Genomic DNA, 22,579 nt, shown 5'->3' with positions numbered 1-22,579 from the left:
TTTAATATTAAGTTAATTTTAATTATATTCCTGTCTGTTCCTTTATATATGCCCTTGCCATTTTTGCATAGTCAAGTGGATTGTAGATATATGGATTCTGTTCTGCTTCAACAACCAGCCATCCTTTATAATTTCTTTCCTCCAATATTTTGAAAATTTTAGGATAATCTATACATCCTTCCTCATCACCAGGAACAGTAAAAACTCCTTCAAGTACAGAGCGTAAGAAACTTAATTTCTTTTCCCTGCATCTCTTCATAATATCAGGACGTACATTCTTCAAATGAATATGTTTAATCCTGTCAAAATGTTTTTCCAATATTTCAACTGGATCCTCTCCTGAAAAATAAAGGTGTCCTGTATCATATAACAAGCTTACATATTTTGGATCCGTCAGCTGCATAAGTTTGTCAATTTCTGCAGTTGTCTGAACAACGGTAGTCATATGATGATGATAAATAAGTGTCATACCATTATCCGATGCTATTTTTCCAAGTCTATTAAGCCCTTCAGCCAGCTTGTTCCATTCAGATTCAGATGTAATAATATACTTATCACTAATTGAAATATTGCTGCAATGCTGTATACTATGACTTTGATCTGAAACTACAACATGTTTTGCTCCAATTGACTTTAAAAAGTTCATATGGTCAATAAATCCTTTTTCGCTGACTTCATAAGGTTTTTCAGTAAGATAAGAACTATACCATGCAGTAATAGCTGAAATTCCCCTGCGGGCAAACTCCTTATTTAAAATGTCGGGATTTCTTGGAAACTGGCACCCTATTTCAGTTCCTTCATACCCGGTCAATGCTATTTCACTAATGGTTTGAAGGAAAGAATTTTCCTTACCCCATTCAGGCATATCATCCTCTGTCCATGCTATAGGTGCAATTCCTAATTTAATGTTTTCTCTTTTCAACATAAGATTTTCCTCCCAATTTATTGAATTATATTAATACATTCTTGCCTTTTTAAGTTTTTCACAAATGCCCTTGTAGGATTCCTGTGTTTTTTTAGACTTGCTGACAGATGCAACCCCTATATGCCACCAAGACTTATAACCTTCTGCCATAGTCTTAGGCAGTACTTTTGCATCTATAATGCAGGATTCAGTCTGTTTTTTTGCATCCTCTAAAGCATCTCTCAATTCTTTAGGTGTCTTTGCAGTATAACTCTTCATTCCATAACCTTCACCTATTTTTGCAAAATCCGTATATATATATTTACCGTCTGTTTTTCCAGTCTTATCATCACGATAACGGAACTCTGTACACAAACTTTCTATACCATTTCCCATCTGAAGATTATTGATGCATCCAAATGCTGCATTATCAAATACTACAACAGTAATCTTCGCATTTTCCTGAACTGCTGTAGCAATTTCAGAATTGAGCATTAAAAATGATCCGTCACCAACAAGTGCATAAACTTCTCTAGAAGGCTCTGCAAGCTTTGATCCAAGTGCACCAGCAATTTCATAACCCATGCAGGATGCACCATATTCCATATTATAGCTGTCTTTAACATCTGTAGTCCAAAGACGTTCTAAATCTGCCGGAAGCGATCCAGCTGAAGCTACAACAATTGCATCGTCATCTATGACTTCACGTACAATACTTACTCCATTTGATTCCGTTATAGTACCGCCTATATCTCTGATATAATCATTTATAATCTTTGGTGTCCAGCTTGGAACACATGGGGTAAAGTTTTCACTAGTATAAACAGCATCACAAACCGATTTTCTTTCCTTTTCCCATTCTTCCTTGATTCCAGCTATTTCACCTTTTCCATAAGATGTTTTGTAATTTTTTTGTTCCAATTTTTCTGATATAGCCTGCAAGTTCAATTTTGCGTCCCCTACAACCCTTTCAGCATCCATTTTACCAGCATCAAATTCAGATGTATTTATAGTGACGAATTTAACATCCGGATTTCGGAAAACTTCCTTGGAACAGGTTACAAAATCATTGAATCTAGTACCTATGCCAACAACAACATCCGCTTTTTCAGCTGCGGTATTTGCAGATAGAGTTCCCGTTATACCAACTCCGCCAAGATTCATAGGATTTGAAGATGGAGTTGAACTTTTGCCTGCCTGTGTTTCGGCATATGGTATTTCAAATTTGCCGCATATATCTTGAAGTACTTCACCTGCTTCAGAGTACCTTACACCGCCGCCTCCAACAAATAGAGGATATTTGCTTCTGGAAATTAACTCCACTGCATTTTCAATTTCCTTTGAATCTGCAAGTCGTCTGGCAATATGGTGTACTCTCTTTTTAAAGAAATAATCAGGGAATTCAAAACTTTCACCTTGTACATCTTGTGGAAGTGCAATGCATACAGCCCCTGTATTACTTACATCTGTCAATACACGCATTGCATTTATAAGAGCAGTCATAACATGTTCAGGACGTGAAATTCTATCCCAATAGCGAACCACAGGTTTATAACAGTCATTTGTTGTAATATTAAGATTATATGACTGTTCTATTTGCTGAAGAACTGGATCCGGCTGCCTTGTTGCAAAAGAATCCGATGGGAAAAGCAGCAGAGGAATATTATTTATGGATGCTGTAAGTGCTGCAGTAATCATATTTGCAGCTCCCGGTCCAATTGAAGATGTACAAGCAATTATACGACGTCTGTTATTTTGCTTTGCATAACTTGTGGCTGCATGTGCCATTCCCTGTTCGTTACGTCCCTGATAAACTTTAAGATGTCCTGGATTTTCTGCAAGTGCCTGTCCAAGTCCTACTACCATTCCATGTCCGAATATTGTAAAAAATCCATCTACAAATTGATTTTCAATACCGTCAAATTCCACATATTGATTATTCAGAAATTTGACTATTGCCTGTCCTACTGTCATTTTTATTTTACTCAAAGTAATACCTCCCTTTTTTATTTTAGTTTTATTTATATTAAATTTAATATAGTCTAATCAATAGTTACTTTACTATTTTCACGATTTCTAAATTGTTCTTCAAGCTGCTCAAGAGATTTTCCAAAAGTCTCAGGTACAAATGCTGAGGAACATACTATACATATAATTCCAAATCCAACAAATACGAAGAATGTATTAGATAAACCAATTGATGCTATAGCTAGAGGAAATCCTAGTCCAACTCCAAAATCAGAAATCCAGTTGAAAAATGTTGCTATACCATATCCCATTCCTCTTACTCTAAGTGGGAAGATCTCGGACAACAGTAGCCATGTGAGCGGTCCTAGAGTTGACTGGAATATTGCAAGATAAATCATTGTCAGAACAACAACTACATATGGAAGTATAGCTGAACCAACTAAAACACGTGAAACTATACCCATTACAAGCAACGTTACAGTACTTCCTACATATCCAAATATCAGTAAAGGTCTTCTCCTACATCTATTAGCCAGATAGTGCATATAAAACCAGGATGCAATTACAGACATACATCCATTTGCCACATTCGCAATTAATGCTGTCTTAACTCCAAAACCTGAATGCTCAAGTACAGTTGTTCCATAATACATTATTACGTTGATACCTGCTATCTGCTGTATAACAGATAATATAATTCCAACAAATACAAGGTGGCGAATCCATGGAGTTCCTAAATCCTTGAAGGTAGCTTTATCAAGATGCTTTTCATCTTCAATATTTTTTTCTATTGCTTTAAGGTCTGCCTCAGCCTCTGCATCATCACGTGTCTGCCTCAAAACTTCCAATGCCTGTGCTACTTTTCCATTAGCGGCCAACCATCTAGGTGTTTCAGGAACTACAAACATTCCTATCCACAGTACAACTGCAGGAATACTGGCAAGTGCTATCATATAACGCCAAATTCCAGGATTTGAAGAAATATTTCCTAAAATACTATTGAATACATAAGCCAACAATTGACCTGTAACAATCATCAATTGATCTTGAGAAACGAGACTGCCCCTTATTTTGGTTGGTGCCATTTCAGCAAGTAGTGTCGGAACAACAACAGATACTCCTCCTACCCCAAGTCCTACTATAAATCTGCATATAATTATAACTGTTGAATTAGGCGAAACTGAACATCCTATCGTAGAAAAGAAGAAAATTGCTGCAAGTATTTTAAGTATCTTTTTTCTTCCATATTTATCAGCAAAACGCCCCCATAATACTGCACCAAAAGCTGCACCAAGCAATAACGAACTAGTAACAAGACCTTCACTTAAAGGTGTTAAATTCAATTGATCCTTCCTGCTCATAAAGGTAAGTGACCCATTGATTACTCCGCTGTCATAGCCAAATAGAAGTGAACCAAACGTCGCCAGAATAGATATTTTTTTTAGAAACTTTTTCTTCTCCCTATCAACACTTTGTTCCATTAATTAATTCCCCCATTTATTAATAATTAACCTGTAAAATTTCAGGTTTTAAGCAACAATTATCTACTGGTATCAAATTTTCCTATTAGATTTCCTATTAGAAAACGTTTTATTATTTCTTTCTATTTATTGCCTTTTTACAGCTATTTACTATATCCTCAACTGTCAGCCCATATTCTTTTTTTAAATAATCTACTGAACCTACTTGTCCAAATCTATCTTGTATGCCTATTCTCTCAAGTGGTGTTGGAATGTTCTCGCTCAATACTTCAGAAACTGCACTTCCAAGTCCATTTATAATATTGTGATTTTCTGCAGTTACTATAGCTCCTGTCTTTTCAGCACATTTTATTATAAGATTCTTGTCAATTGGCTTTAATGTAAACATATTTACAACACCTGCGCTTATATCTTCCTTTGCAAGAATTTCAGAGGCATCGATAGCATCATTTACCATTATTCCACTAGCTATTATGGTTACATCACTGCCATCTTTAAGCACAGCACCTTTACCAATATCAAAACTTGAACCTTCGTCATATATCTTAATTGGATTTTTTCTAAGCAATCTGATGTAAAAAAATCCTTTCAATTTTTCAGTCTGTCTTATAATATCTGCAAGCATTACCCCATCTACAGGTTCTATAATAGTTGCATTTGGTATATTTCTTACTATTCCCATATCTTCAAATGGCATATGAGTTCCACCATTATAAGCTGCTGTAACACCTGGATCACTTCCAATTACCCTTACATTTTGTCCTGAATACCCTATAGATAAGAACAGCTGATCAAAACATCTTCTTGTTGCAAAAGGTCCAAAACTGTGTGCAAATGGTATTTTACCAGTAGCTGAAAGTCCCGCTGCCACCCCCATCATGTTCGCCTCTTGAATTCCGACATCAAAAGTTCTCTCTGGAAATTCCTCTGCAAATTTTCTCATACCCATAGATGACATGAGATCCCCATCAAGTGCCACAATATTCTTATTTTTCCTTGCGAGTTCCATTAATGTATCGCAATATACATTTCTCATTTCTTCATCTTTAATTCTTTTAGACGCCAGAACTATATTCATAATTGCACCACCTTTTCAAGTTCTTGTTTTAGATATTTTAAAGTTTCTTCAAGCTGTTCTTTACTAACTTTTATGTGATGATTCAATTTAAGCTTTTCAGCAAATGGAACTCCCTTTGCCTTTATAGTATCTAAAACTATTACAGAAGGTTTTCCCTTGACCTTTTTTGCCTCTTCTATAGCAGCATATACCTGTTCTACATCATTCCCATCTATTTCCTGAGAATGCCATCTAAAAGCCTCAAATTTAGCCTTTACATCTCCTACATCATTTATATCCTTTACATATCCATCAAGTTGTTTTTTGTTGTAATCTACAAATGCAATTAAATGGTCTAATTTTTTCTGTGCAGCATAAAGTGCTGCTTCCCATACCTGGCCTTCCTGTATTTCTCCATCTCCAAGCATTAGATATGTGTAGCTGTCCCTTTCATCCATTTTATTTCCAAGTGCAACTCCAACTGCAAGTGAAGAACCCTGTCCAAGTGATCCTGTAGACATATCAATTCCTCTTGTAAGATCCTTGTTACAATGGCTTGGGAGTTTTGTTCCACCCTGGTTCAATGTCATAAGTTCATCTTCCGGGAAAAAGCCCTTTATTGCAAGAGTAGCATATAATGAAGGCCCTGAATGACCTTTTGAACATATAAACCAGTCCCTATCCTCCCATTTAGGATTTTTAGTGTCATATCTCATAACTTTTCCATACAAAACAGCAAGAACTTCAACCATGGACATTGCACCGCCAAGATGTCCAGCTCCAAAATTTGCAATTTCTTTTATAGTGTCCATTCTTATTTTTATAGCAAACTTCTTAAGTTCCTTAATTTCGCTCTTACTTAGCATTTCCATACCCCCTTGTATAATCAATCTAGTAACTAATTTAGGCAATATTCAGAAATTAATAAAGTTATCATTTTTATAGCTTCTTTTCATAATTTGTTGTACTATAATATTGAGTTTATATTTTCCACCTTTCTATAATAGTTCTAACAAACAATTGTAATTATAGAAAAGTGGATTTTTATATGTTTAAATTTCAGGAAAATATTTTGCATTAGAAGCAGTGGTCCACTGATGTTCTGGTTTTACTGTAGTAATAATGTCTTTATCATCCCTAAGGCGAATCACCCATATATAATATTCTGCATAACCTGGTGCTGTAGCCTGTGAATGTGTTTTATTGGAAGGCATTCCTGTCAAATCATTGTTTTTTACCTTATAAACATCATCACCAATTTCAGCATATCCGTAACCATTTTCAGGCAGGAACTTATAAAAATATATCTCAGGCTCTACATGAGTATGAGGTGGGAAAGAAGACCATTTTCCTGGATAGCTTACAACTTCTCCGACGAAAAAATTTGTCTGTGGACAATTGGATCTGTCAAAAAAAGTTCTTACAATACGTGAAGAGCAATCATTTAAAACACCTTTTCCTCTTTCTTCATTAGCGCAAAGGCAGTCTTTTGCCTCTAATAACCTTGGTTTAAAATCTTTCGAATTGTCAGTCATTGAAATTGCAATTTCAGAAACATCTGAAACTCCTTCAATCTCTACATGTGTATTTTGTGGAACATGCAGCAAAATAGGTGGCTCATGAAAACAGCTCTTACGCTCTACAGTCTTACTATTACTATTCAATGAGAAAGTAACTTTTCCAGTCATAAGTACATATATTACTTCTTTACTATAATTAAAGGAAAGTTTATCATTCTTGCCCATAAGAAGTACTCCAAATTCCATTCCCATCATTTCAGGATGTTCCTCCTTAGTTACGATTTTATTGTAACCCTTTGAAAATGGAATGTTCCTAGAAATTTTCATAGCATCATACACCTCTTTTAATTTATTTTTCTAATTATGGCTATTTATGTTTCTCACCTTATATAAGTAATTATAGATTTTTTATATATAAAATTCTATAGATTTCTTGCTTTCATATTTATCCGTATTAGATGGTTAATAGCACTTTTTATGATAATGTTTTCATAGACTATTAAATTCTTGTTTTTAAATATAATTGTTTCTATATTTTCGTGGTGACATTCCAACATGCTTTGTAAATATAATATTAAAGTTACTAGGATTATCATATCCAACCATGGAAGCTATTTTTGTAACGGAATAATTAGTTGTTATCAATAATGTTTGAGATTCTCCAATACGACGTCTTAATATATACTGAATAGGTGAATATCCAATCATCTCTTTAAATACATGCGATAAATAATACGGACTAATATTTAAATCGTCTGATATTTTTTGCAAACTTATATCTTCCTTATAATGTGTATCAATATATTTTTGAATACGTTTTCCAAGAATATTAGGCTTGTCAAGTGATTGATCATGAAAGCCTTTTGCTTTTTTAAGTAAATATCTAACTTGAATTAAAAGAGACATAGCAAAATATTGGCAACTTTCTTCTGCACCAGCATACCCACTCGAAAGAGTTAAAAACATTAAATCAAAAATATTATACAATATTGGAAAACGTTCATCACTTTGTATAATTGGATTTTCATCATCGCCTATCAGGGCATTTTTTCTTAATCCATCCAGTTTAATTCCCCCAATGGCACAACAATAACTTCCAATCATTGTATTAGAACCAGAAATCTCGTCATGAATAACTCCACTATTGTATATTATAATATCACCTTTTTTGATGTTATACATTTTCCCATTTATCGAATATTCCCCATCTCCTTTTGAAATTAAAATAATTTCTATAAAATCATCGTGAGAATGCATAACTCTTGGATATACACTGTCTTCTTCTTGTATTTTACTCACATATAGTAATTTAGGAACTGTACTAGAATTAAAGCTAGAATTAAAATTTTTCTTTACAAAACATTGTATCATCAGCAATCCTCCCGTCTTAATAAAAAGTATAGCAGAAAAAATAGCAGCATAAGTACTATTTTTCATACTTTCACTGTAATTTATAATTAAAGATTCAACTATTTGCTGAAATTTTGTCTTAAATAGATAGTACCCGGACATGGAGAGAGTGCATTTTCTGATTATAGAACCTGCACTCTGTTCATATTAGTTTGATTTATTTTTATATCCTTATACAAATAATTATAGATTTTGTATATATAAAATTCTATATATTTCTTGCTTTTATATTTATTAATATTGTATGACTAATATTTTTTTATTATTTACTCTTTTCTATCGATATGTTAACTTCAAAAGGAGCGCCATTTATAATCATCTCAACACATAATACCTTATCAGAATTTGCTGTAGCTTTAAAGTTTCCATACATCAAAGTAGGTGTTGATATATCTATGTTAATGCCTTCTTCAGAAAAACTAGTACATGCATTTGCTGTAAGCATATTCGTCAGTTCTGAAATTGCACTTTGAGCAATTTCATCTAATTCTTTAACTGGTGCACCCATCATCATCCTTGATGCAATATTCTTTGCATTTTCTATAGTTGTTCCATATATTATATTGCCCCTCAAGTCTCCTACTATTCCAATAATAATAAGTACACCAATACTACTTATAGTTTTTCCTTTAATGCTAATTTTACCTTTTTTTAAATCATCTATTCCAAGCTGAGGCATTACATTTACAAATGCATCAAGGAATGGATTTATATACCTGACATCCATTCTCCTGACCTCCTTTGAAATCCTACATTTATGTAAACATCTCCAAAATCCGTTTTAGCCACTGAAGCTGTTGTAGTATCTAATTCCGCTTTAGATATATTTATAGAATTTCCATAAAATATAGTTGGTGGTGCAACTCTGAGTCCTAATAGTTTATTTCTTCTATTCATCACAGATGATGCATTTCCAGCTATCATATTTGAAAGCTCACCCATAATATTGAGCATCTCTTCTGCAGTTTTAGGAGTTCTTTTTATCATAAAAGTAGAAAGTTTTTCTGCAGTATCATAGGACATATCCAATAACATTCTTCCTGAATATTTTCCTATAATGCCCATAACAACAGATATTCCCCTTGATACCTGCTCCTCATCAGAATTGCTTTCATCTCCAAATTCTGGTACTGTCTTTGTCAATTTATTAAAAACATCCATAAAAGATTCTTTGTATACCCTATAATATATTTTATCCAACTCTTTAAAAAGTTCTTCATCAGCCATTATTCTATTTATTAGAAGCGAAAGCTCTTCAGGATCGGCAGGCTTTTGAATATAACCGGCCGCATGATTCTTCTTTGCTTTTTTTACTATCTCATCGTCCATCATAGAACTTACTATTATCACATTTATATTTGGATCTATAGAATGAATAGCTCTAGTACATTCTATGCCGTCTGTCCCAGGTATTGTCATATCCATAGTTACAACATCCGGTTTTAACTTAGTTACAACTTCAACAGTCTCATCCAGAGAACCTGCATCTCCAACAACATTGAATCCATTGTCAACAAGCATGTCCTTAAGCAACGCAATTGAAAAAGGTGAATCATCTACAATTACAACCTTAATGTCTTTCATATTACCACCAGCTTTCATCATTAAATTCTAATGTTTTAATTATAAAACACATATAGAATTATATCATGATTTAGGAAATTATTCTATATATGTATATTACATCTTGAATTTGTTTACCATATCCGTAAGCTTTTCTGAAAGTTCTGCCTGGTTTTGAGAAGAAGTAGATATATCCTCAATAGCCTTAGTAACTTCGCCTACGCTGCTTGAAATCTCATCAGACCCTGAAGCAGATTCCTCAGCAGTAGACGCCGCACTTTGTATTGCAATATTTACCTGTGATACTATTTCACTCATTTGTTTTGAAGATCCATTGATTTCATCCGCCATATTGTTCATAAACTCCGCATCTTTCTCATATTGTATTCCCGTATCCATTAATAATTTATAATTTGGTGTAACGCTATTTGATATATAATCCAGAATTTCTTTACCGCTGTCAGATAAATTCTTAAAAGCATCTTCTACTGAAAGTACCATTTCATTTATACTGTCGACTGCATTTGAAGTTTCTTCTGACAATTTTCTAACTTCGTCTGCAACTACACTGAATCCTCTGCCATTATCCCCTGCCCTTGCAGCTTCAATAGCCGCATTCAATGCCAGTAGATTGGTTTGTTCTGCTATATTTCCAATAGAAGATGCCATCGCTTTAACTTCTGAAACTACCTTTCCTTTCTCAATAGCTTCTACTATATTATTTCTTTTTTCATCATATATAGCATTACCTTCTTCTATACTCTTGGATGCTTTTTTCTTTATATCTACAGCACGATTTTTTATTTTTCTTGAAGATTTTGTAGTTTCATCTGCCTTCTGGGCAAGTTCATGTGTGTTTGCCTCCATTTCCTGAGAAGATGCACTGATTTCCTCTGTAATACTGCTTAAATTTCTAGATCCATCTGCTATCTGAACAGTAGACTCATTTACAGATGTCATCATAGATGATATCTCCTCAGTTGTGGCAGACAATTCTTCACTTGAAGCACTTATATCTTCAGTGCTTTGCATTATTTGAAGTATTAAATTCTTAATGCTACCTTGAGCCTTATTCAATTCTTCAGCTATTATTCCCATTTCATCTTTACTTGATACTTTAATAGATTCACTTAAATCACCCTTGCTTAAAGCATCTGTAAATTTTAAAATATTGTTTATTTCTCTTGAAATTGAAGAAACAATTTTATTGCCTAATAAAATTGCTGCAGCTATACCAAGTAAAATAATTATAATTATCATATACAATGATCCTCTGTATATAGACATATTACTGTCATTTTTAGCATCAGCTTCCTGTGTTGTGCTTTCAGTCAGCTTGCCAATAGTAGAAGTTAATTTGCTTCTATAAGAAGCTGCCTGCCTATTTAAATTCATTGCATCATCATATTTTCCCTCATGCATAAGTTCTATGATTTTATCGCATATATTCCTCCAGTTAGTCAATTGACTTTCCAATTCAGAAACATAATTTTTTTCCTGCGAAGTCAAATCAGAATTTTTATATTTATCAAGTATGCTATTATTTTCTTTTACATAATTGTTTAAAGCATTTACAGTATCTTGAACTTTATCCTTATTTCTGCTTTCAACAAGATTTATTAATTCCAAACGATAGAGCATAATATTGGCATTAAACTTGTCGAGATTTTTAAGGGTTACTAAATTTTTACTGTATAACTGGCTGGAACCTTTATTTATTCTTTTCATGTTTGTTATACCTATTATTCCCACAATTACAACAAATAAAGTTATCATAAGAAAACCTATAGTTTGTTTTTGTTTTATTTTTAGATTATTAAAGCAATTCATATCATTTCCTCCTTGCATAATGTGCTATAAAATTGAATTATTGTATACTATCTGGAATAGCAGCAACATTATAATTAAAATTTATATTTTTCATAAAAGTCTTTTTATAGGTCACTTTTTGAATTTCTGCTAAATCTTTTGATGTAAAAAACATAATTCCGCCAGCCTTTTTATTGTATATTCCACCACCTACTAAATATTTTCGTGAAATTATTCTTTTATTATTTACCTTTGTTTTTACTCTATATTTGCCTTTATTTGAATTATTATAATTAATTACAACAAAAATATTATATTTATCCATCAAATCGTCACCCCTACTATATTTAATCCCATTTTTTTACAAGTTACTTTTATATATACTACTTAATTTATATTTTACTATGTCATTTTAAACAATTTTTAAACAAAAAATGAGCCAGCTAATAAAAACTGACTCATTTACATATTTTTATACTTAAATTTTATTTTCTCAATATGCTCCTTTGCATTTTTTCCTTCTATATCAATTAATATTTTTTCAAATACCTTAATTTGATTTTCTAAAGAAATCTTATCTTTATTATAATAATATATTTTAATTATGCTTTCGTGTGCATATTCATTATAAGGATTTATTTTTATAATTTTTTCAAGATGCATTAATGCCTTCTTATAATCTTTATGTGAAAAATAGTATCTTACAATTTTCAATTCCATTTCTTCGAATTTACTAAGTAAATTTTTGTTTCTTCCTAAAGACCATATGTATCCATTTTCCGATAAATACCCTGTCTTATATAATCCTGTAATTTTTTCAAAATATTTAACATTATTTTTATTTAATTTTATAGGCTTTTTTGATAAATTTTCAAACTCTACATAGTCAATTAAATTGTTTGTAACTAATTTATAATTTTCATTATGTCTCTCTATTTTATTTTCTTTATCAATCTCATAGAAGCCCTTTCTTACATGATATAAATTAGCATGAAAATAAATTTTAGCTTTGTCTAAGCCCACATCTCCCCATAAATCTTCTATAATTTTATCCTGAGAAACAGATCTGCCTACGTTATGTACAAAATATGCGGCTAACTCTTCCGCCTTTTTTGTTCTAAAGTTTATAATTTCGTCTTTATTTTTGTATATTTCAAATTTTCCAAAACAACTTATGCTAAAATATTTCTTATTTGAAATAAATTCACTTGATTTTGCAATCAATTTATTGATATTAATTGCCTTTATTAGCCTCTCAATTGTAACTCCAAGCCTGTCATAGCTGACAGGTTTTATCAAATAATCTATAGCTTCAACTCCAAAAGCTTTTACTGCATATTTATTATATGCTGTTGTAAATACAATATTTATGTACTTATCTATTTCTCTTATTTTATTGCTCAAGGTTAGTCCATCTATTTTGGGCATCTCAATGTCTATAAATGCAGCATCTATTTTATTCCTTTTTGAATAATCTTTTTCAAAAAACTTTAAAGCATCATCAGCTCTATTAAAATAAGCTTTAACTTCTACTTTTCCAGTTTTTTTAAGCACCATTTCAAGTGAACTTGCTGCAATCTTTTCATCATCAACAAGAATAGCCTTTATCACATTAAATCCCCTTCTTTCAAACTTTATAATTACATTTCACATAATTCTTGCCGCCAACAATATTGATTTTATTCGCTTAATGATACTTGACTAATATTTTCCATAACATTATTCTATTATTTTATCCAAAATAATTCAACTTTTTTTCAACTTGTTAAAAAATAAAGAATTGCTTAAATATAAATATATTAAACAATTCTTTATAATAATCCCTATTCAATTATTAAATATCATATATCATTTGCATTTTACTGTTTTTCTTATATATTCTGGTTTTACCATACGCGATGGATTTATGAAATCATCATATTCATCATGTCGAAGTATATTTTTTTCCAATATAATTTCTTTTATAGATTTTCCAGTATTTATTGCCTCTTTTGCAATTTTAGCTGAAGTTTTATATCCGATATATGGTGTAAGGGCTGTAATCATTCCAACGCTATTATTTAATAATTCGCTGCATCTCTTACTATTTGCAGTTATACCAACAATACAATTATCAATGAATGTGTCAACTCCATTTGCAAGTGTTTCTATGGATTCAAATAGTTTGTAAAATATAACTGGTTCAAAGGCATTAAGTTCAAGTTGTCCTGCTTCTGCCGCCATAGTTATTGTGACATCATTTCCAATTATATTAAAAGCTATTTGGTTTATCACCTCCGGTATTACAGGATTTACTTTGCCTGGCATTATAGATGAGCCATTTTGCTTAGCAGGAAGATTTATCTCCCCAATACCTGTTCTAGGACCTGACGACATTAATCTCAAATCATTGGCCATCTTTGATAAATCAACTGCACAAGTCTTTATTGCAGATGAAATTGCACTAAATCCATCTAAGTTTTGAGTTGCATCTATTAAATTCTCTGATTGTTTTAAATCTATCCCGGATACCATTGAAATATTATAAACAATTTTGCTTATATATTCTTTATCAGCATTAATTCCAGTACCCACAGCTGTTCCACCCATATTTACAATTTTTAATTCTTCTGCAGCCTTTCTTATTCTTCTAATGTCTCTTTTTATAACAGAACTATACGCTTCAAATTCCTGCCCTAAAGTAATTGGTACTGCATCCTGAAGCTGGGTTCTTCCCATTTTTATAACGTTTTTAAATTTTTTAGATTTTTCATCCAAAGCTTTAACAAGTTCGGTCAATTTATTTATAGCATTTGAAACTAATTTTATAGTAGTTATTTTGCCTGATGTTGGGATTACATCATTTGTAGATTGTCCCATATTAACATGATCGTTTGGATTTACTATGCTGTAATCTCCTTTTTCCCCTCCTAAAATTTCTATAGCCCTATTAGCTATAACCTCATTTGCATTCATGTTCATAGACGTACCTGCTCCACCCTGAATAGGATCTATTATAAATTCATTTTGAAATCCACCATTAATTATTTCATCACAGCACATCATAATTGCAGGTGCCATATGTCCATCAAGCATTCCAATTTCATAATTTGTTATTGCAGCAGCCTTTTTAACTTGTATTAAACTTTTTACAAACTCTCTGTGCATTTTCGACCCAGTAATCTTAAAATTATTAGCTCCCCTTAAACTTTGTACACCATAATAAGCATTTTTAGGAATTTTTTTTATTCCTATAGAATCACTTTCAATTCTAAAATCCATGAAAATATACCTCCTAAATAAATTATACTAAGAATAAATTATTTCATTTGTTTTTCTATTTGAGTATATAAAAATTATATATTAAGTTCTTAGTTTTTTAATATTCATTATTACTTTAGCTAATATTATAAATATATTTTTATAATATATTAAATTTATTGTTTATATATTAATATATTTTTATAATATTTGTTTATATGTTAGCATATTATCAATCTAAATTCTTTATCCATTAAATACAAATTATAAAATGTTTTTTGTACAATTTGTACATAATTCTTTGGTGATAAATTATAGTATATTATATTATTTCATATATTCCATTATTTAAAATTATCAGAAAATTATTTTAATCATTGTATATAGGTTAATGAGATAACGGCCATTTATATCTAAAATTTTCTAAACTCTTTAGATATAAATGGCTGTATTATACTACTGATGTTGTGGAATTTTAGATTGAGTTTTCTCTATTGCACCATCGTGCACAAAATCCAGCCCTTTTACTGCACATTACCCTTTGAGATCCACAGTTAGGACAAGCTAATTTGTCATGTTCATAATTTATTTCATAAACTTTTCCGCAATCCATACATTTAAACTTACAATGATTTGTAGTATAATATCCTCCATTAATTCTTATAGCTTTCCCATCTGTTAGTGCCATTGCAACTTTCTTTCTAGCACTATCTATTATGTTTTGAAAGGTTTGACGGGATATTTGCATTTTTTCAGCACATTCTTCTTGATTTAATTCTTTTATGTCCTTAAGCCGAATTGCTTCAAGCTCCTCTACTTTTAAAACTATTTCTTCAATTTCACATTTAGGCTTTCCCCATGGTACAAAATAATTATCATTTGGGAAGAACTCAACTTTTCTAAATTTAGTTGGTCTTGACATTTTTATCCTCCCTATATTTTTTACATAATTTAATTAACTTTATATATTATAATACTACAGTATCTAAATTTTCTTGGGATTTGTTTATTTTTATATATTCACTAAAGTTCCAGTAGAAATTCCACTTAAAATATCATTTTCCTTATATTGTTCCAATAGATGCATCAAGCTCTTCATGTTATCATTAACAAGTTTGTTCTTGTAATATACCAAACTAAAATATCTGTCTAAAGCTTCCCCTTTGCTTTTTATAACATATAGCAGCCCTTTTTTTGCTTCTTCTTGAATTAATCTTGCAGATATAGCTGTAAGACAGTTATTTGAAATTACTGCTTTCTTTATCATATCTGGACAAGTTGCCTCCCAGTTAACATTTATCCTTATGCCACATCTGGAAATATAATTTTCAAAAAGTTCCCTCGTACCGCTTCCCTCTTCACGCATTATAAAATACTCTTTTTCTAAATCCTTAACAGAAATACTACCGCATCCTGAAAGTCTGTGGTTTTTACTACATACTATTACTAGATAATCATTTATCATTGGAATAGTAACTAAATCGCGACTTTTAATTTTACCTTCTACAATACCTATATCTAATTCAGATTTGAGTAATTTTTCTTCTATAAATTTAGTATTATTAATATAAACAAAGGTTTTCACCTGAGGCTTTATTTTACGGTACTGATTTATAAGTTGAGGCATAATACAAGAACCAACAGTTATTGTACCACCAATACGAAGTTTTTCTGAAAATCCCTTCAGCATATTATCTTCTAATTCATCAAATTGATTTACTACCATTCTAGCATATGCAAATAAGTTTTTACCCGCTTCTGTAATATATAATTTTTTAGCAATACGTTCAAATAGCAATACACCATAATGCTCCTCCAGTTCCCTAATTGCTTGGCTAACAGTTGGTTCTGAAATATAACATCGAGCTGCAGCAGTGCTCATTTTACCTGTTTCTACTACAGCAATAAAAATTTTTAAATGTCGAATTGTCATATTGATAACCCCTTTATATTATCTCATTGTTTTATATCATTAAAAATATTAATAGATTTTACCTATCATTATTATAAAATAATATCATTTTCCTTATTTAATCACAAGTGATATTATAAAATCAGTTAGTACTATTAAACGAATAAGACACAAAAGTAGGGAGTATATTTAAGAGAGGTGTATAATCGCTATGGTTAATATAAGCAGACAAAAAGAAATGAAATCATTGGGATTTTTATTGCAAAATGACAAAGAACATTATTCAGTCAGATTTTTAAGTAAGGCTGGTAATTTTACAGTAGAAGAATTAAATAACATTAATAAGATTGCAGAAAAATATGGACAAGGATATTTGGGACTTACAACAAGACTTCAAATTGAAGTTCCATGGATTAAAGATGAAGATGCAGAAAAGGTAATTCAAGAAGCTAAAGCTTTAGGACTGCGCCACGGCGGTACAGGGCAAAAAATAAGGCCTTTAGTTGCCTGCAAAGGAACTGTATGCCTGCATGGTAATATTGATACCCAGGCAATTTGCAGAGAATTAGACCGTAAATATTTTGGAGCTGATACTCCACATAAATGTAAAATAGGAGTTGTTGGCTGTGCAAATAACTGTGCAAAAGCTAATATAAATGATATCGGAATTATGGGAAGATGCGTGCCTAAATTTAATTCGGATAATTGCGTTGGCTGCAGACTTTGTATAAAGAATTGCAGACAAAAAGCATTAGAATTAGTAAATAACAAAATAGTTTATAACGAAAATTTATGTGTAAAATGCGGTGAATGTGTAAGAGTATGCAGAGCTAATGCTGTTATTGCCAAGGAGAAAGGTGCAGAAATATTTGTTGGCGGACGATTTGGAAGAGGAATGAGAATTGGAGATTCACTTGGAAAAATATTTAAAGAAGATGAAATAGTATCAGTTGTTGATAAGATTATGGAATATTATAATCGAACTGGAAATAAAGGTGAAAGAATTTCAGCAGTTATGGATAGAATTGGAAAATCGAAATTCATAGCTGATATATTAAACGAAATTGATTAATAAATTCAATATTTATAGTATTTTTATTAATAGTTAGTAAATGCAATAATAAATTTATGTATTTACGAATTATATAGTTTAACATGGATGATACATATTGAATATTAATCTATTATCTTGTTTATAGACTTTTACAAATCCACCATGAAGTTTTACTATGTTTTTGACAATAGATAGGCCTAAACCGCTGCCTTCTTTTTGTCTGGATGAGTCTTTTTTATATAATCTTTCAAAAAAGTTTTTCATGTCATTTTTTGATATCGGCTCTTCGGGAATGTTTGATACTGAAAGTACTGCATAATGTACATTATTAAAAGTTTCTTTGCGAATATTGAATTCAACAACTGTATTTTTCCTTGAATATTTAACTGCATTACTTAAAAGATTATTCACTGCCCTTAAAAGCAAACTTGGATCTGCTTCAATATAAATAGATTCCTGCGGCAAATTAATTGAAAGTTTTAATCCTTTTTGTATGAATTCATCTTCCTCCTCTTCATTTATCTGTCTTACAAGTTCATTTAACTCAAATTTGTGCTTTTCAAGTATGATATCACTCGAAGAGAGCTTTGAGTATTCAAAAAAATCATCAAGCATGTTTTTTAAATAAATACCTTTCTTATTCATTATGTTAACATAATTATTAAATTCATACTTTGACTCATATTTGTTATTTTTAATCATATTTATATATCCGAGGATAGTAGTTAATGGAGTTCTCAAGTCATGAGATATATTGGTCATGAATTCATTTCTGTTTTTCTCTTCTTTCTCAATTTTTGAAGCCATGTAATTTATGTCTTCGGCAAGTTCACCTAATTCATTTTTGTATTTTAATGGAACACGATTGGATAAGTTGCCTTCTGTAATATTTCTAACTGTTGATTTTATTTTAGATATATAGGATATACGTCTCCATATGAGCAAGAAAAAAATAATTATAAAAATTATAACTATCATTATACCCATAATATTTCCATTGTCTAATTTTCCATAACCTATATATATATAATATAAATAATATCCATCTTTTAAGTAATCACACCTGGTTATTTTAACCAAGCTGTTTCTACTAGTATTTAAAAATTTAAATGTTTTTTACCATCTATAATTTCCTGCGCATCTATACTTTTAATTTCTTTATTATTTGAGAATGTTACTTTTCCATCCTTTTTCACTACAAAAATAGAATATGACATATTAAATTCTTTATCCATATATTTTTGTAACTTATTAGGATCATTAATATTCATATTTTTCAACTCATATTCAATTCTAGTAATCATATTTTCATGTACATATTTAGGCGTATCTTCATAATTATTTAAAAATGAACCTAAAACAAATTCCTTTAAAAAAACTACAAGTATAAATGATATAATTATAGAAATAATTGCAAAAAAAACTAATTCACTCCTAAGTTTAAATATTCTTTTTGATTTTATAATCACAGAAAATAGTACTATGCCGATAATAATAAGTTCAAATATCGTTTTCAATTTTATATCCAACTCCCCAGATAGTTTTTATATATTTACCCTTCCTAATGCTGTCACCTAGCTTATTTCTCAAATTTCTAATATGCATGGTTACAGTATTATCATTTTCCATAAATGTATCTTTCCATAGCATTTTATAAAGCATTTTGGTTGAGTACACTCTGCCTTTATTTGATGCCAATGTGTATAAAATTTCATATTCTTTGGGAGTTAATATTATTTCTACGTTGTCTCTTTTTACTGTATGTTCTAAAGTATTTATTTCTATATCTTTAACTTTCAATATGTGATTTTGTAAGGTACTTGTACTACTAACTTTAGCTCTCCTCAGTATAGCCATAACTCTTAGTGAAAGTTCCGTAAAATCAAATGGCTTTACTATATAATCATATAATCATCGCAGCCATCTATAAATCCTTTAATTTTATCTATTTGCTGATCTTTTGCAGTGAGGAGTATAACAGGTATGCTTGAAAATTCTCTGAGTCTAATGATCATTGTATAACCGTCCATTTTAGGCATCATAACATCTAGAAGTATTAAAGAGATCGGTTTTGATTTTACAATCTGAAGTCCATCTTCTCCGTTACAGGCAGCTTGCATGACATAACCTTCTTTAGAAAAATAATTTACAATCATTTCTCTTATATCTTTATCGTCATCTATTATCAATATGCTTTCTTTCATAACCATCACCCAATTTAAAATTATATCACTTTTTTATTTAAGTGATATTTAGAAAGTTAACTAATCAAAGTTCCTCTTTCCAAAAACATAAGTGCTTAAAAACGTATTAATCAAAATCCATCCTAGACATACCATCAAAACAAAAAATACATTTATACTGCTGGTAAGTTGTACAGAAATATCTCCACTTAAGATACCCATACTATCAATCATATATGGGATAGGCAAAAATTTCACAAATATTCCATACTTGGCTGATACAAGATATTTACCAATGAATCCTAGCATGTACCAGATTGTTGTACCTCCAATCAATGTAAAGCTTGCAAGTGATGAAACAAGTGAATTTCTACAAATGGTTGATATAAGCAGTATTACTGATACAATGGCTGCTGAAATAACTATTACAATTAATATCAACTCAATAATTGCATTCCAAAGAGGAATTATTGATCTACTTCCATTTACATACTTCATTTGTGAGGTTATTGAACTTAAGATTAGTGATTTATCTAAAACATACTTTGCACCTACATCAAAAGGTAATCTACGGTCTGAAAAGCCTAAATGAATTCCACCTTCCACGATAAATATTATTGCACTCATAATTATAGTGCCTGTACTTAAAATTATTGATACAATAAATTTGGATATTATAATCTTTTTTCTAGAAATAGGTTTAGTAATTAAAGCCTTGATTGTATTAGGAGAATATTCCCCTGATACCATATCAGATAATAGTACAATAGTAATAAGTATAAAAAGTGGTATAAAATCCATTAAAGTTTCCATAGCTGTGTACATTCCCTTTGGTGTCAGTTCACTTTTTTCTATATTGTGCTTTTTTTCATATTTTAATTGAAGTAACTCATATTCATTTTTAGAATTATTTTCCTTTTCCAATTTTTGAATTTGTTCATCTAATTTTGATTTATCATAGATATTTATTTGATTCAACTGTTCTTCCTTGTCCTTTATTTCTTTTTCGGTTTCCACTATATCTCTAGAAAAATCTGCTTTTCTTATCTCATTATCAGCTTTATCTCTACCACTCTTCTGAATATTAAGAAGGTTCTTATCTCCTTGAAGCTGTCCTTCTAGAGTTTTTGTCTTTGAGATGCTTCTTAATCCAAAAGCCACTGTAACAATAAGAATAACAATAAGCAGAATTTTCTTCTTAATTATGACTCTTTTAAATTCTTCCCATATATATTTATTCATCATTATCTTCCTCCATCATCTTTATAAATTTGTCTTCCAAATTTTGTTTTACTTCAAAGAAACCTTCTACATTTATTCCAGTCCCATGCAATTTTTTTAGTATATCAAAAATATCATGTAACTCAGTATTTATTAAGATTGAAATACCATCCTTTTCTACCTTTAATAATTTTACATCAGGCGTATTTTGAATAATCTCTGATGATTTTCGGGGTAAATTAGTTTTTATAAACATAATTTTTTCACTGTTAGACTTTTCTTTATCACCTATTTCTTGAATACTAATAATTTTTCCATCATCTATAAATACAACCTTTGAACATATGTTTTCTATTTCACTTAATATGTGTGAAGATATGAAAATACTTACTCCTTTTTCTTTAACCAGTGTATTTATAGTGTTTTTAAGTTCAAAAACTCCCATTGGATCTAGTCCATTTGTAGGTTCATCTAATATTAATAATGATATATTCCCCATCAGTGCTTCTACAAGCCCCAGCCTTTGTTTCATACCTAAAGAATATTTTTTTACTTTCTCATCAATTTTGTTCCCTAAGTTTGAAAATTTTATAGCATCCTCTATTTCATTATTTGTTATACCTTCAAGTACACTTGATGTATAATTTAGGTTTTGCCTTCCTGTCATATATCCGTACATCACAGGTGTTTCTACTACTGCTCCAATATTTTTTAGAGCTTCTTCTCTTTCAGTTTTAAGATTCTTTCCACAAATTATTATTTCACCTTCATCGGAAAATAGCATACTTGTTATAATTTTAATCAATGTGGTCTTGCCTGCCCCGTTTCTGCCTACAAAGCCACATACTTCACCTTTACTTATAGAAAAGTTGATATCATCCAACACTTTTTTTCTGCCACGTTTTTTAGAAATATGGTTTACTTCCAGAACCTTATTATTCACTTTAAGCACCTCTTAAATATTTATTCTATATTCATTATAAAAGGCGAAAATATAGTAAAAGTATAGTAAAAATAAAGAAAAAATAAATTTATTACAAAAGGTAGATATTATTATAAATTAAACAGAATAAAATTATTGCTTGAAAATTTAATAAAAAAGATATGATTTATTTATTATAGAATAATATACGTTAATGTGCCATAACGAGGAAAATAAAAAAGACAATAAAGTAAAGTTTTTTTTGATAAACAATATCTTACTAATGCGTTCTTCCGCATAGTCGAGTAGACTTACACCTTGAGCATGTATCATAA

The 22,579-nt window shown here is 30.6% G+C and carries 22 protein-coding genes; 1 reads left to right on the top strand and 21 read right to left on the bottom strand.

Features of this window, described 5'->3' with window-relative positions:
- Window positions 1-22 precede the first annotated feature (22 nt).
- The 15 genes from iolE to J2Z42_RS00835 form a co-directional block, all read right to left on the bottom strand.
- Window positions 23-925, bottom strand: a complete 903-nt coding sequence (gene iolE / locus J2Z42_RS00905) for a myo-inosose-2 dehydratase (protein WP_209700476.1) — start codon at window positions 923-925, stop codon at window positions 23-25.
- A gap of 30 nt (window positions 926-955) precedes the next feature.
- Window positions 956-2,893 (bottom strand): 3D-(3,5/4)-trihydroxycyclohexane-1,2-dione acylhydrolase (decyclizing), encoded by a 1,938-nt coding sequence (gene iolD / locus J2Z42_RS00900; protein WP_209700475.1) that lies wholly within the window; start codon window positions 2,891-2,893, stop codon window positions 956-958.
- Between the two features lie 53 nt (window positions 2,894-2,946).
- A complete protein-coding gene (locus J2Z42_RS00895; protein ID WP_209700474.1) occupies window positions 2,947-4,353 on the bottom strand; it encodes a sugar porter family MFS transporter in 1,407 nt (468 codons plus the stop codon).
- A 112-nt stretch (window positions 4,354-4,465) separates the two neighbouring features.
- Window positions 4,466-5,431 (bottom strand): transketolase family protein, encoded by a 966-nt coding sequence (locus J2Z42_RS00890; RefSeq protein ID WP_209700473.1) that lies wholly within the window; start codon window positions 5,429-5,431, stop codon window positions 4,466-4,468.
- The gene (locus J2Z42_RS00885; RefSeq protein WP_209700472.1) at window positions 5,428-6,276 is read right to left on the bottom strand and encodes a transketolase; all 849 of its coding nucleotides are present in this window, start codon (window positions 6,274-6,276) and stop codon (window positions 5,428-5,430) included. The genes J2Z42_RS00890 and J2Z42_RS00885 overlap by 4 nt, the downstream gene beginning before the upstream one ends.
- Before the next feature lie 186 nt (window positions 6,277-6,462).
- The gene (locus tag J2Z42_RS00880) at window positions 6,463-7,257 is read right to left on the bottom strand and encodes a 5-deoxy-glucuronate isomerase (protein ID WP_209700471.1); all 795 of its coding nucleotides are present in this window, start codon (window positions 7,255-7,257) and stop codon (window positions 6,463-6,465) included.
- A gap of 186 nt (window positions 7,258-7,443) precedes the next feature.
- Window positions 7,444-8,301, bottom strand: coding sequence for an AraC family transcriptional regulator (locus J2Z42_RS00875; RefSeq protein ID WP_209700470.1), 858 nt, complete (start codon window positions 8,299-8,301; stop codon window positions 7,444-7,446).
- Window positions 8,302-8,602: 301 nt separating this feature from the next.
- Window positions 8,603-9,067, bottom strand: a complete 465-nt coding sequence (locus J2Z42_RS00870; RefSeq protein WP_209700469.1) for a chemotaxis protein CheX — start codon at window positions 9,065-9,067, stop codon at window positions 8,603-8,605.
- Complete coding sequence (locus J2Z42_RS00865) at window positions 9,049-9,924, bottom strand: response regulator (protein WP_209700468.1); 876 nt, start codon at window positions 9,922-9,924, stop codon at window positions 9,049-9,051. Before J2Z42_RS00865 ends, J2Z42_RS00870 begins: the two co-directional genes overlap by 19 nt.
- Before the next feature lie 96 nt (window positions 9,925-10,020).
- Window positions 10,021-11,733 carry a methyl-accepting chemotaxis protein gene (locus J2Z42_RS00860; protein WP_209700467.1) on the bottom strand — a complete coding sequence of 571 codons (1,713 nt, stop codon included), beginning with the start codon at window positions 11,731-11,733 and terminating at the stop codon, window positions 10,021-10,023.
- A gap of 37 nt (window positions 11,734-11,770) precedes the next feature.
- Window positions 11,771-12,037 carry a hypothetical protein gene (locus J2Z42_RS00855; RefSeq protein ID WP_209700466.1) on the bottom strand — a complete coding sequence of 89 codons (267 nt, stop codon included), beginning with the start codon at window positions 12,035-12,037 and terminating at the stop codon, window positions 11,771-11,773.
- A gap of 137 nt (window positions 12,038-12,174) precedes the next feature.
- Window positions 12,175-13,323: a response regulator gene (locus tag J2Z42_RS00850; protein ID WP_209700465.1), complete on the bottom strand. Its 1,149-nt coding sequence runs from the start codon at window positions 13,321-13,323 to the stop codon at window positions 12,175-12,177.
- A gap of 237 nt (window positions 13,324-13,560) precedes the next feature.
- Complete coding sequence (locus J2Z42_RS00845; RefSeq protein ID WP_209700464.1) at window positions 13,561-14,973, bottom strand: aspartate ammonia-lyase; 1,413 nt, start codon at window positions 14,971-14,973, stop codon at window positions 13,561-13,563.
- A gap of 454 nt (window positions 14,974-15,427) precedes the next feature.
- Window positions 15,428-15,874, bottom strand: coding sequence for a DUF134 domain-containing protein (locus J2Z42_RS00840; RefSeq protein WP_209700463.1), 447 nt, complete (start codon window positions 15,872-15,874; stop codon window positions 15,428-15,430).
- Between the two features lie 90 nt (window positions 15,875-15,964).
- The gene (locus J2Z42_RS00835; RefSeq protein WP_209700462.1) at window positions 15,965-16,885 is read right to left on the bottom strand and encodes a LysR family transcriptional regulator; all 921 of its coding nucleotides are present in this window, start codon (window positions 16,883-16,885) and stop codon (window positions 15,965-15,967) included.
- A 190-nt stretch (window positions 16,886-17,075) separates the two neighbouring features.
- Here J2Z42_RS00835 and J2Z42_RS00830 point away from each other — a divergent pair, with 190 nt between their 5' ends.
- Complete coding sequence (locus J2Z42_RS00830) at window positions 17,076-17,936, top strand: ferredoxin-like domain-containing protein (RefSeq protein WP_209700461.1); 861 nt, start codon at window positions 17,076-17,078, stop codon at window positions 17,934-17,936.
- Between the two features lie 78 nt (window positions 17,937-18,014).
- Here J2Z42_RS00830 and J2Z42_RS00825 read toward each other — a convergent pair whose 3' ends face one another.
- The 6 genes from J2Z42_RS00825 to J2Z42_RS00810 are packed head-to-tail and all read right to left on the bottom strand — an operon-like array spanning window position 18,015 to window position 22,265.
- On the bottom strand, window positions 18,015-18,998 hold the full coding sequence (locus J2Z42_RS00825) for a HAMP domain-containing sensor histidine kinase (RefSeq protein ID WP_245331409.1): 984 nt from the start codon (window positions 18,996-18,998) through the stop codon (window positions 18,015-18,017).
- Window positions 18,999-19,015: 17 nt separating this feature from the next.
- A complete protein-coding gene (locus J2Z42_RS14350; RefSeq protein WP_245331408.1) occupies window positions 19,016-19,435 on the bottom strand; it encodes a hypothetical protein in 420 nt (139 codons plus the stop codon).
- Window positions 19,419-19,775 (bottom strand): winged helix-turn-helix domain-containing protein, encoded by a 357-nt coding sequence (locus tag J2Z42_RS14745; RefSeq protein WP_342589980.1) that lies wholly within the window; start codon window positions 19,773-19,775, stop codon window positions 19,419-19,421. The genes J2Z42_RS14350 and J2Z42_RS14745 overlap by 17 nt, the downstream gene beginning before the upstream one ends.
- Before the next feature lie 38 nt (window positions 19,776-19,813).
- Window positions 19,814-20,122 (bottom strand): response regulator, encoded by a 309-nt coding sequence (locus J2Z42_RS14740; RefSeq protein WP_342589979.1) that lies wholly within the window; start codon window positions 20,120-20,122, stop codon window positions 19,814-19,816.
- Window positions 20,123-20,182: 60 nt separating this feature from the next.
- Window positions 20,183-21,343 carry a DUF2705 family protein gene (locus J2Z42_RS00815; RefSeq protein ID WP_209700801.1) on the bottom strand — a complete coding sequence of 387 codons (1,161 nt, stop codon included), beginning with the start codon at window positions 21,341-21,343 and terminating at the stop codon, window positions 20,183-20,185.
- Window positions 21,336-22,265 carry an ABC transporter ATP-binding protein gene (locus J2Z42_RS00810; protein WP_209700460.1) on the bottom strand — a complete coding sequence of 310 codons (930 nt, stop codon included), beginning with the start codon at window positions 22,263-22,265 and terminating at the stop codon, window positions 21,336-21,338. The genes J2Z42_RS00815 and J2Z42_RS00810 overlap by 8 nt, the downstream gene beginning before the upstream one ends.
- Window positions 22,266-22,579: the final 314 nt, after the last annotated feature.

The organism is Clostridium algifaecis, from assembly GCF_017874415.1.
In the GTDB taxonomy this organism is placed as follows: Bacteria; Bacillota; Clostridia; order Clostridiales; family Clostridiaceae; genus Clostridium_B; species Clostridium_B algifaecis.
This window is presented reverse-complemented; position numbering and strand designations above follow the sequence as displayed.